At 68.6% G+C, this 10058-nt stretch carries 12 protein-coding genes and 1 pseudogene; 4 read left to right on the forward strand and 9 right to left on the reverse strand.

Annotated elements, in window-relative coordinates; genetic code table 11:
- The first annotated feature begins 234 nt into the window (after window positions 1-234).
- A complete protein-coding gene (locus tag ACWCQ1_RS50975) occupies window positions 235-639 on the forward strand; it encodes a winged helix-turn-helix transcriptional regulator (RefSeq protein ID WP_451029992.1) in 405 nt (134 codons plus the stop codon).
- 255 nt (window positions 640-894) lie between these two features.
- Here ACWCQ1_RS50975 and ACWCQ1_RS50980 read toward each other — a convergent pair whose 3' ends face one another.
- Both ACWCQ1_RS50980 and ACWCQ1_RS50985 read right to left on the reverse strand, forming a co-directional pair.
- The gene (locus ACWCQ1_RS50980; protein WP_451030001.1) at window positions 895-1365 is read right to left on the reverse strand and encodes a DUF2690 domain-containing protein; all 471 of its coding nucleotides are present in this window, start codon (window positions 1363-1365) and stop codon (window positions 895-897) included.
- Window positions 1366-1545: 180 nt separating this feature from the next.
- A pseudogene (locus ACWCQ1_RS50985) lies at window positions 1546-1770 on the reverse strand (helix-turn-helix domain-containing protein); the annotation flags it as partial.
- A 349-nt stretch (window positions 1771-2119) separates the two neighbouring features.
- Between ACWCQ1_RS50985 and ACWCQ1_RS50990 the strand changes: the two are divergent.
- Window positions 2120-2500, forward strand: a complete 381-nt coding sequence (locus ACWCQ1_RS50990) for a DUF2690 domain-containing protein (protein WP_451029993.1) — start codon at window positions 2120-2122, stop codon at window positions 2498-2500.
- A gap of 835 nt (window positions 2501-3335) precedes the next feature.
- Here the strand turns inward: ACWCQ1_RS50990 and ACWCQ1_RS50995 are convergent.
- The 4 genes from ACWCQ1_RS50995 to biuH form a co-directional block, all read right to left on the reverse strand.
- A complete protein-coding gene (locus ACWCQ1_RS50995) occupies window positions 3336-3734 on the reverse strand; it encodes an AtzH-like domain-containing protein (protein WP_451029994.1) in 399 nt (132 codons plus the stop codon).
- A 112-nt stretch (window positions 3735-3846) separates the two neighbouring features.
- A complete protein-coding gene (locus tag ACWCQ1_RS51000; protein ID WP_451029995.1) occupies window positions 3847-5577 on the reverse strand; it encodes a regulator in 1731 nt (576 codons plus the stop codon).
- 201 nt (window positions 5578-5778) lie between these two features.
- Window positions 5779-6519: a cysteine hydrolase family protein gene (locus ACWCQ1_RS51005; RefSeq protein ID WP_451029996.1), complete on the reverse strand. Its 741-nt coding sequence runs from the start codon at window positions 6517-6519 to the stop codon at window positions 5779-5781.
- Between the two features lie 122 nt (window positions 6520-6641).
- Entirely contained in the window at window positions 6642-7376 is a 735-nt protein-coding gene (gene biuH, locus ACWCQ1_RS51010; protein ID WP_451029997.1) for a biuret amidohydrolase, read from the reverse strand.
- Between the two features lie 285 nt (window positions 7377-7661).
- Between biuH and ACWCQ1_RS51015 the strand changes: the two genes are divergently transcribed.
- Window positions 7662-7982, forward strand: coding sequence for a hypothetical protein (locus tag ACWCQ1_RS51015; protein WP_358609561.1), 321 nt, complete (start codon window positions 7662-7664; stop codon window positions 7980-7982).
- Window positions 7983-8107: 125 nt separating this feature from the next.
- Here ACWCQ1_RS51015 and ACWCQ1_RS51020 read toward each other — a convergent pair whose 3' ends face one another.
- The 3 genes from ACWCQ1_RS51020 to ACWCQ1_RS51030 all read right to left on the reverse strand — a co-directional run bounded on the left by ACWCQ1_RS51020 (window position 8108) and on the right by ACWCQ1_RS51030 (window position 9505).
- Window positions 8108-8404, reverse strand: a complete 297-nt coding sequence (locus ACWCQ1_RS51020; RefSeq protein WP_451029998.1) for a hypothetical protein — start codon at window positions 8402-8404, stop codon at window positions 8108-8110.
- Entirely contained in the window at window positions 8401-8598 is a 198-nt protein-coding gene (locus tag ACWCQ1_RS51025; protein WP_451029999.1) for a toxin-antitoxin system HicB family antitoxin, read from the reverse strand. Before ACWCQ1_RS51025 ends, ACWCQ1_RS51020 begins: the two co-directional genes overlap by 4 nt.
- Window positions 8599-9325: 727 nt before the next feature.
- Complete coding sequence (locus ACWCQ1_RS51030) at window positions 9326-9505, reverse strand: hypothetical protein (RefSeq protein WP_451030000.1); 180 nt, start codon at window positions 9503-9505, stop codon at window positions 9326-9328.
- Window positions 9506-9955: 450 nt separating this feature from the next.
- On the opposite strand from ACWCQ1_RS51030, the gene ACWCQ1_RS51035 reads away from it, so the two are divergent.
- Window positions 9956-10058, forward strand: a 103-nt coding sequence (locus ACWCQ1_RS51035; protein ID WP_451030002.1) for a helix-turn-helix domain-containing protein, incomplete at its 3' end; no start/stop codon positions are given.

Below are 10058 nucleotides of genomic sequence, written 5' to 3' on the forward strand. Positions count from 1 at the left end.
GGCCGGGATCCCGCGCCGCAGCAGTGCCTCGACGGTGAGCCTGCCCAGCTGGCCGGTGGCTCCGGTGACGACGATCGGCATGATGGTCATTCCTTTCTCCCGCGCGTGCCTCACACACCTGCCGCGGTCCATCCGCGGCGGGACGCAACACAGAATGACCTGCACACTCCCCATTGGGGAGTAGCCACCTTTTGGTAGGGTACTGACCCGACCGATAGCATTGAGGTGAACCCCATGGCCGCCATCGAGCACGTGACCGGGCCCATACCGTCATTCGATCCATACGAGCGCGGCTGCCCGTCGCGGGACCTCCTCGACCAGATCGGCAGCAAGTGGGCGGTCCTCGTGCTCGGCGAACTCGGCCGGAACGGGACCTCCCGGTTCGGCCGGCTCCGGGAGGGCCTGGCGGGCGTGAGCGAGAAGATGCTCACCCAGACGCTGCGCACCCTCGAACGCGACGGGCTGGTCAGCCGGACCGTCTACCCAGAGGTGCCGCCGCACGTGGAGTACGAGCTAACCGCGCTCGGCCAGACGCTGCGGGAACCGCTGAAGGCGCTCACTGAGTGGTCCGTGGTGCACATCGAAGAAGTCATCACCGCCCGCGAAGAGTACGACGACCGCACTGAGCACACCAGGTGATCGGCGGCGGCCGACGCTCTGGTCACGGACGGCTGCCTCACCGCGACCGGCCCGCCAATCAGACTCACCGGAGCAACCCGGCGACATCACCAGTTCAACCTCATCAGGCACGAGCGCTCGAGGCTGACCAGGGCCCGATCTCTCCCCGCACGATCATCAGGCCTCGCTCTCAGTCCAGTCAGGACCCCTGACCAACGGATCATGCGGTCGTTTCCTCGAATGGACCTCCCGCCGGCCGGGGCGGCAGCGCAGGGCTCATGGGAGGTTCGACGCCGTGGGTTGGATGCACGCCGTGCGGGCATGGGGGCCCTCGACCCCGCCTTGGACGACGTACGCCTCGGCGTACACGCAACCATGCAGCGTGGACAGGACGTTGCCCCACGAACCGAGGGCCACATCTCCTGAGAACTGCCATCGGATGGCCCGCCGGCCGGGAATGCGGTGGGTGTCGATGTGGATGGTCCACGCCGTGGAGTTGGGCGCGTTCAAGTAGCCCCACGCCGCTCGGCACGCGGGTGAATACATGAGGATGATCGTTCCGAAGGTGACGCCGCTCTTGCGGTAGACCGGTTGCCAGTCCAGCTGCTTCTCGTCGGCCTTGCATCCATCGGCATACGGGTCGGTGTCGTCATGCGCGGCGATCGAGCGGGCTGAGGCCGCTGGGCTTGTGTGGTCCCCCGCCCACGGCATGCTGAGTGACAGCCAGGTGAGGACACCCGAGAGCATGAGAGCCACGATCACGAGCGCTGCGACGCGGAGGGAGCCTCGCGGGCGGAGCCGGTCCACCGGTTCGTCGTGCGAGGAACCCGGGGTCGCCGGCGCGTCCGCGCCCTGCGACTGCGGTATCGACCCATCTCGCGTCGGCGAAGAGGGTGACGCGTGCGCGATCTCCCAGAGTTGGCGCCAGAGCGCCGGATCTTCGCCGCACGTCTGAACAAAGGCGGTGAGGAGTTCCCAGGAGGGCACGGTGCGTCCGCTCTCGGCCTGGGAGAGCGCACCGTGGGAGTAACCGGACCTCGCGGCTAACTGGCGGAGAGTCAGCCCACTGTTGTCACGGAGATTCCTGAGCCGTTGGGCCAGTTCGACCTGAACTCCGGATCCGGTCAGCGGAGAACGTCGACGGCCGGTCATGGCCTTACCTCTCCCTCGAAGGCCCGGCCGGTCCAACTCCGAGCCGTCGCCGAGCCTAGATCAAGCTGTTGTTGATCGCTCTTGTCAAGGTCGGCCATGCCCCCACCACACGTGTGACCGTCTGGTGAACATGCTAACGCAGGGTCAGGTGAGGGGCTCGGTTGTTCATCTGTTCACCCATGTTCAATGGGACACCGGACGCGTTCCGGGGATGCGGCGCCGGTTGGTAGACCTCTCCTGCGCCGAGCGGATACTCCGCCGTACGGCCTCCCTCTCAGCGATCAGGAAGCGGGTAGCCCCCATGCGTTTCACCCACCGGCCTCTTCCCTCTCTGCTCACGGTTGCGACCATGACCGCAACAGCTCTCCTCATGGCGCCGGCCGCGGCACACGCCGACCCCACGCCGCCCTGCTACGGATCGAGCTGCAACGGAAAGGACGCGCAGAACCTGGGGTGTGCGGGCGGCAACGCCTCCAGCGTGGCATCCGTGTCGCTGAACAACGGCGACGCCGTCCTGACCCTCCGCTACTCGAGCTGGTGCCACGCCAACTGGGCGCTGCTGACCACCCGGTCAGGTATCGGCTACAACTTCTACGTAGAAAACCAGAATGGTGACAAGCAGCGCACCGGCAACGCGGGAAGCTTTTCCGCATGGACGTCGATGGTCAACGGCATCCCCAAGGCCAGGGCGTGCACCTTCAACGGCGAGACCTGCACCGCCTGGGAGTGAGCTGTGCACCCGTCGGTCCCCCGCGGATGGCCGGCCCTACGGGCGGTGGGCCGCCGCCGGCAGATCCTGTCCCCGCTGCTGCCCCCGCTCCCTTACCACGGCGGCCGTACTCAGGCGGGCGGGGTCTGCGCAGCGACCGCATCCTGGTCAACGCGGTCCGCCCGACGCCGAGGTGGTCGAGCAGGCGCCGGCGGTTGTGTTGATCCAGGTGTGCAGGGGGCTGGTGTAGTCGCCGCATGTCGTTTCTCTGCACAGGCGGGGCGGGACGTGGTCGTTCGTGCACCGGGTGGCGGCCGCCTGCCGGCTTGAGGCTGCACCGGGCAACGAGCGCAGGTGCCGCCGCCGCAACGAACGCCAACTCCTGGAGGCCGTCCTCCACATCACCTGCACCCACCAGCCCTGGACCCAACTCTCCCACGTCCTGCGCCCCGTGGGCGCCTGCCGCCACCGCTACCGGCTCTGGCCGGGCTTTCCCGCACGTGAAGGCTCACCGGCCGCACGTGCGGTGCGCCCGGAACGGGGTCGCCCCTGGTCAGTTCATGGGCGCGTCGAACCACTCCAGCATCGGCTGCGGACGACGCTGGAACTCGAGGTAACCATCCCGGCGTGCGGTCGTGTTCTCGACCCACTGCAGCTTCTTCTCCGCGACCGGAATGGTGAGCGGGCTGCGGTGCGGCGTCCTGGGCTCCGGTCAGCAGCACCGGCAACACTCGGCGCAGCCGCCTGTGGTCGTCTGCGGCGAACATCCGCCGTCGCACTGGGACTGGGGCGATCCGGTCACCGTCCCCGGGAGGTGTCAGGCGGCCTGTCTCGTCGGCATGGCCGCCAAGCCCCTTCACGCGTCCGGCCGGGAGGTCTCGTCCGGCACTTCCGACACATGGGCGCTGACAATGCGCCAGCCTGCGGGGAAGCGAGTCCACGACTGCGTCTGGCGGCCGACGGCGTTACCCCCGGGGTAAGCGAACAGGGTGGTGACCACCGCGTAGTCGGTCCCGAACGTGCTGATTCTGGTGTCGAAGAGTTTTCTGCCCGGGGGAAGCGGCGGTTGTTGCCGTCGCCAGTCCCGGATTTCCTCGATCCCGGCCTGCCGGTCGGCGATACCGAAGCGGACCGTGTCGGGTGAGGTCCAGAAGTACCCGGTGACGCCTTCGTGGTCGTCGGTGACCAGGGCTTCCTCGTAGCCGGCGAAGGCCGCCGTCACTTCGGCGACCGTCTGTGGCAGGTCCACATCCATCCGCTCTCCGTTGGTCATGGGTCCGGTCCGTCCTCGCGCGGCCGTGCAGCCAGGTGGTCACCCGGCCGCACGGAAGTCGCCTTCAGTCGTCGTCAGTTGTGGTGGGCCATCGTCAGTCGGTGGCCACCGATTTGTCCGGCTCGGCGGTCTCGGTGGTCGCGTCCGGCAGGACGCCGACGCCGGCCGGCGCGGTTTCCGGGACCGGGTCAGGTCCCTGCTCGGCCACAAGCTCTGGCGCCGCAGCCGCGGAGGAGCCGCCGCCGTGCAGCCGCTCGAGTTCCAGTTCCTCGGCGTCCGGCACGCGGGGCGTCGGCCGGGTCAGGGCGAAGGCTCCGCACAGGACGGCGGCGAAGAGGTAACCGAGGCTGACGCTTCCGCTGGCGTTCCAGTCGACTTTCGGGGCGTGGATGAGCCCGATGAAGGAGAGCGCCGCTCCGGCCAGGGCCACCGCTGCCGCTGGGATGAACCGTTTGTCGATGACGAAGGCGACGAGCGCGCCGAGGATCAGGCCCGCCAGGATCGCGCCTTGGCCGAGGACCATCAGCCCGTGGTAGACGACACCTGACGACTCCAGACCCGCTTCCCCGACCTTGGAGGCGTTGGTGCCGGCGGCCGCGAGTGCGTTGTCGATCTGGCCGACGGCCCAGGAGGCCAGGTTTGGTACGAGTGCGGCGACGACGGCTGCGGCGTGTGCCTTGGGTGACAGCTGGAAGGCCTGGGCGCCGATGAGCAGGCCGATGTACAGCAGGATGGGCACGATGGCGGCGACCGGGAAGATCGCACCCAACAGGCTGAACATGCCCAGGAAGCACATCAGGGCGATGACCGCGCCGGTGGCCAGCGAGTAGCCGGTGCGGCCGCCGGCCTTCTTCCATCCGGGGTGGCCGACGTACACGGCGGGCGGGAAGGGTGAGCCGAGGGCCGAGCCGATGACGGCGCCCGCGCCGTCGGCCAGCAGTACCGAACGCAGGTTGTAGTTGTCCCCGGCGGCAGCGGCGCTCTCGACGTTGCTCATGCCCTCGGTGAAGTTGTAGACGCCCAGCGGGATGGCGGTGGCGAGCAGCGGTGCGACGTCCGAGAGACCGGAGAACAGCGTGTCGAGGTGGAGGCCCGGGAGGGCGAGGGTGATGTCGTCGGCCGCGGCTGAGACCGCGGAGCCGTCCATCGCTCCGCCGACCCAGCCGATCGCGGTGCCCACCAGGAGGGCGGCGAGTCCGATGGGGATGTTGCCGGGCAGCTTCAGATCGGTCATGAGGCCGATCAGGAGCAGCAGGAAGACCGGCAGGGCGATCCACAGGTGGTCCCACATCTGGCCGGCGGGCCGCATGGAGATGAAGGAGACGGAGATACCGGCGAGGGTGCCGAGCAGGGCGGCCCTGGGTGCGTACCGGCGGATGTACGGGCCCACGAAGGCCCCGATGAGGACGATGACGCCGATGATGAAGGCCCAGGCGATACCGGCCTTCCACGCCAGCAGCGGATCCTTGGTCTTGAGGTAGGTCGGCAGCATGATGACGAACACGACGATGAACATGTGCGGCACGCTCGGCCCGTAGGGCATCGCGGTGACGTCCTGTCGGCCCTCCCGCCGTGCGAGTCGGCGGCCGAGGTAGGCGTAGTAGATGTTGCCCGCGATCAGGGCGATGCCCAGCGCCGGCAGGATGGTGTGGAAGACGTCGTCCTCCGGAATTTTGACGACGCCCAGGCACAACCCGGTCAACGTGAGCACATTGACCAGGACGTTGACGGCCAGTCCGAAGAACGCGTTGGTGTCGCCGCGTACCCACAGCGGGAGGGGTAGGGGTGGGGTCTCGGCGGGGGCGGTGCGGCGGAGTGACAGCATGGTGGGATCACCCTTCGTCGGGTGGAGCGGTGGATTCCGGCGCGGGGTACGCCTGGGTAAAGGGGACACTGGTGGGCAGTGGGCACCGTCGAGGTGGCGGTGCGGTCGGGGCGGCCGGGGCGGTCGGGGAGGCCGGGGCGGTCGGGGAGGCCGGGGCGGTCGGGGAGGCTGGGGCGCGGCGGCCGGGCGGTGGTGGCCCTGTCAGTGCGGCTGTGGCGCCGGTTCGCGGGCGGTTTCCGGATCGTCGGGGCCGACGGACGCCGCGGTGGCCAGTGCCGTCAGGAACGCGGCCGACTCCGCGGTCCAGCCGAAGATGCCGCCCTGAGCGGCCACCATCTCGAGGCCCGCCTGCTGGAATTGGGGGAAGTAACTGCCGACGCAGTCGGACAGCACCAGGCATTCGTATCCACGGTCGTTGGCTTCGCGGACCGTCGTGTGCACACACACTTCGGTGGTGACGCCGGTGACGATGAGACGGCGGATGCCGCGGGCGGTGAGCAGTTCACCGAAGTCGGTGGCGTAGAAGGCGCCTTTGCCCGGCTTGTCGATCACGGGCTCACCCGCCACCGGGTAGAGCTCCTCGATGATGTCGTGGCCCTCCTCGCCGCGGACCAGTATTCGGCCCTTGGGGCCCGGGTCGCCGATGCGCATGCTGGGGTTTCCTCGCAGCAGCTTGCTGGGGGGACAGTCGGACAGGTCCGGCAGGTGTCCCTCGCGGGTGTGCATGACCGCCATGCCCGCGGCGCGGCAGGCGTCGAGTACGGCCCGCAGCGGAGCGATGGTTCTCCGCAGTTGTTCCACGTCATTGCCCAGGCTCTCGCCGAATCCGCCGGGTTCGAGGAAGTCCCGCTGCATGTCGATGAGAACGAGTGCCGTCTCGGCGGGGTCGAAGGTGAACGCGTACGGGGCGGCCTCGACACTGAGCGATTCCGCAACTGCCATGGCGGTTCCTGCTTTCGTCGATGGGAAGGGGAGTCGACGCGGTCGGCTCGGGCGGATTGGGACCATGCGCCCGGATGTGCAGGACTGTTTGAGCGGTGCAGGGGCCCGTCCGGTGGGTCAGCTCAGGAGGTGGCCCAAGTCGTGGCGGTGATCAGGTCGTCGGCGGTGGAGACGCATCCGAAGACGCCGCCCTGCATGGTCACCATGTGCAGCGCGGCTTCATGGTTCGAAGGGTCCGTCGCGCCGGTGCAGTCGGAGAGGATCAGACATTCGTAGCCGCGGTCGTTGGCCTCGCGCATGGTGGTGTGGACGCACACGTCCGTGGTGATGCCGGTGAGGACCAGATGGGTGATGCCCCGGGTGCGCAGTACGAGGTCGAGGTTGGTGGCGTAGAACGCCCCCTTGCCCGGCTTGTCCACGATCACCTCACCGGGAAGCGGGGCCACTTCGGGCACGATCTCCCAGCCGGGTTCTCCCCGGACCAGAATGCGGCCGCACGGTCCGGCGGCGCCGATCTCGGCGCCGATCTGCGCGGACCGCCAGCGCTTGTTCGCCGGCAGGTCCGCCAGATCGGGGGCGTGCCCCTCACGGGTGTGGACCACGAGCATGCCCGTGCTGCGGGCGTGCGCGAGCAGCTTCTGCGTCGCCGGGAGCCCGGCCCGGGTCAGCGAGATGTCGTATCCCATCGTGTCCACGTAACCGCCGGGTCCGCAGAAGTCCGTCTGCCAGTCGATGCAGAGCACGGCGACACGGTCGGCGGGCACGGATGTGTCGTACGGCCATGCGTAGGGCTTCGCGGTGACCGGGCCGATGATTACTGTCGGTTTTTGCGGACTTATGGGCGTACTGTCAGCCATTGACCCCCCAAGCCAGATGAAGTGGTGTATGGGCAAGTAGCCGCAATATTTCTGGCATTCCGTACACGGTGATTATGTGGAAATTAGTTTCGGCCAGACGATCGCCGCGTTACGCAGGAATGACGCGGCCACGGGGGGCACAGGGCCCAGGGCCAGGGCCCCTTTGCGGGGCGACATCCGAGGTCCGGCCGACGCCGATGATCACGCTGTACCCGGAGAGCGGGACGCCGGGGGGATCAAGGACCTGGAGCGCCGTACCGCCTGGGAGCACTGGGCCTGTTCGGCATGCCGGACACCACGAGGACGAGACGCGGCCGGGACCAGGGCCTGGTCAACGTCGCGGGCGGGGTCTGCTTCCGTCCCGGCCACCGAGCGCGCCTGGTGTACCGGCAGCACGTGTACCACGGCCGCGCGGGCGAGCCAAAGACCTTCGCCGGGCGCGACTACTGTGACCTGATCATCACCGTTCACAGGCAGTTGGACGCCCCGCTGGTGTGGTGCCGGGACAACCTGAGCCGGCATCTGACGGAGGAGCCGGCGGACCTCACCGAGGCGAACAGGGCGTGGCTGCAGCGTTCCAACTGCCGGCTCGTGCGCCCGTGTTGAACCAGGCGGAGGGGATGTGGTCGCTGCTGCGGCGGACCATGGCGAACTGCGTCCCGGTAAACCGTCTTCAACCAGCACTGTTGGTTTGACCGGTTGAATCGGGCGACGCCCTCGGTGGGCGGCGGCTACAGGTCCTGGACGGCGCGCAGGGCCTGGTCCACCCGGGCCATGGCCGCAGGGTCGACGGGGCCGATGAGCTTCGCGCCCTCGAACCGGTTGACCCGCAGCTGGGTGATGTTGACGGCGACCGCCGTGCACGGGATCGGGTCGCTGATCACCACCGACATGGCCGTGTCCGGGTACTTCCCGCTGTCGTGCAGCACGATCCCGAGGAGGGCGCCGTACGTCTCTTCGAGGCGGGTCAGGCTGATGATCAGGACGTTGCGGCCATCGGCCAGAGTCCAGATTTCCCCACGGTTCACAGGGTGTCGCCCTCGCCCGCCAGGTCGTCGCCGAGGCCGAGCGCGGCAAGCTGCCGACCGGCATCGAGGGTGGCGGCGCGGCGCGCGGCGCGCACCACGTAGGCGTTCACGCTCAGGCCGGCCTCGATGGCGGCCGCCTTGATCGCGGGCGCGAGGTCTTCGGGGATGCGCAAGGTCATGGTGGTGACGGTCATGGTTGCAGAGTAGCCACCGGTTGACGGTGGCGTAAAGCGGTTGCTGTCGAGCGGTCGGCGGTCCCGAGCCTGAGGGGGCAAGATCCTTCATGTGCACCGCGCGCCGCCGCCTCGGGACGGCCCGAGCACCACCAGGAGCACGCCGACGACGACGTGAGCCGCCCGCGTCTGCTGCCGATCGAGCGGCTTGCCCCTGACGCACTCCTGGACCGCTCCGAGCACCGAGGAGCCACCGGCGGGAAGGGCCGGCGGGCCCTCGCAGCGCACGGTGCAAAGCAGGACGGGAATCAGGCTAATGCTGGCCGCCGGGTTCTCGGGATTTTCGGTCGCGCGTACCTCGACGTTTCAAGCGACGGGTGAGGGATCACCCACGGCCAGGTTGAGCTGAGCCCAGGGTTCACGGCTCTGCGCTGCGCCCCGGCCGGGCGGCTGTCCACCCGGCGGGTCCATTCGTCGCGAGTAGTGCCTCCCGTCTGCGGAGAGGAAACGGGAAACAGTGCCATTTGCCTTGTCCGCCCGGTCAGGGGTACCGCATCCTCTCGTGCAGCAATCCTCTGCACTGGGTGGGCGGTCCTGGAGGTTTCCGTGCTGCAGCCGTCCAGCGAGTTCGGCGAAGAGTTGAGGCAAAGGCGCTTGGGCGCCGGATCGAGTCTCACAGCCCTACCGGCTGTCGTGCACGGTCATCGACCCGGGGCCTTCTGGGTACTCGGTGATCAGCTCACCATCCTCAGAAACTCAAGCCACGCGCGAACATGGGTGACGAGCGCGTGCGTTCCCGTTCATCGGCGCGGGCACGGATGCCTTCGTCCGAGCAGTAGCCGTTGCCGCTCCGCTTCAGGCACAGCAGCCCGAGCAGGCGGCCGCAGCCGTCGGTCACCGCCAGTCGGCGGCGCCCGTCGAGTGCCATGCGGGTGGTGGCGGTGTGCAGTGGGTCCGAGGCCGACACCGTTCTGCCGTCGAGGGTTCCGAACTCCGTGGCGGGCGTGGAAGCCAGGGCGGCCGGGGGGGATGTCCGGCCACTCGATTGTGGTGAGGAGCCGTCCGTCCGGCGCGACGACCAGGGCCATGTGGACGTGGTCGTCGTCGAAGAGGGTGCGGACGTCGCCCGCGTCGGCATGCGGACCCAGGGTCTTGGGGCAGGTGACCATCGCGTCCGCAACGTGCCCGCGCATGGCGACTTGAGCTGTCATCGGTCATCGGTCTCTCCTTCGTGGATACCCCCGGCTTCAGCCGGGGGAGGAAACGAAGATCCTGCGGAGCAGGGCAGGAGGAGCCGGTTCGCCGCCAGGGCGGACCGGCGTTCGCCGGCAGCCGGCCGACACTTATGACTCACACGGGAGCTGATAGGGTGTGAGGTATGGCGCGGCAGGTCAAGCGGGCGTTCAAGTACCGCTTCTACCCCACGGACGGGCAGGCGGCGGAGCTGTCGCGCACGTTCGGCTGCGTCCGCCTGGTGTACA

The organism is Streptomyces sp. NPDC002144 (assembly GCF_053593695.1).

Coding starts and splice junctions, on each gene's coding strand:
- ACWCQ1_RS50975 (WP_451029992.1), top strand. CDS start 235: ATGGCCGCCATCGAGCACGTGACCGGGCCCATACCGTCATTCGATCCA.
- ACWCQ1_RS50980 (WP_451030001.1), bottom strand. CDS start 1,365: ATGCTCTCGGGTGTCCTCACCTGGCTGTCACTCAGCATGCCGTGGGCG.
- ACWCQ1_RS50990 (WP_451029993.1), top strand. CDS start 2,120: ATGACCGCAACAGCTCTCCTCATGGCGCCGGCCGCGGCACACGCCGAC.
- ACWCQ1_RS50995 (WP_451029994.1), bottom strand. CDS start 3,734: ATGGATGTGGACCTGCCACAGACGGTCGCCGAAGTGACGGCGGCCTTC.
- ACWCQ1_RS51000 (WP_451029995.1), bottom strand. CDS start 5,577: ATGCTGTCACTCCGCCGCACCGCCCCCGCCGAGACCCCACCCCTACCC.
- ACWCQ1_RS51005 (WP_451029996.1), bottom strand. CDS start 6,519: ATGGCAGTTGCGGAATCGCTCAGTGTCGAGGCCGCCCCGTACGCGTTC.
- biuH (WP_451029997.1), bottom strand. CDS start 7,376: ATGGCTGACAGTACGCCCATAAGTCCGCAAAAACCGACAGTAATCATC.
- ACWCQ1_RS51015 (WP_358609561.1), top strand. CDS start 7,662: ATGCCGGACACCACGAGGACGAGACGCGGCCGGGACCAGGGCCTGGTC.
- ACWCQ1_RS51025 (WP_451029999.1), bottom strand. CDS start 8,598: ATGACCGTCACCACCATGACCTTGCGCATCCCCGAAGACCTCGCGCCC.
- ACWCQ1_RS51030 (WP_451030000.1), bottom strand. CDS start 9,505: ATGGCACTCGACGGGCGCCGCCGACTGGCGGTGACCGACGGCTGCGGC.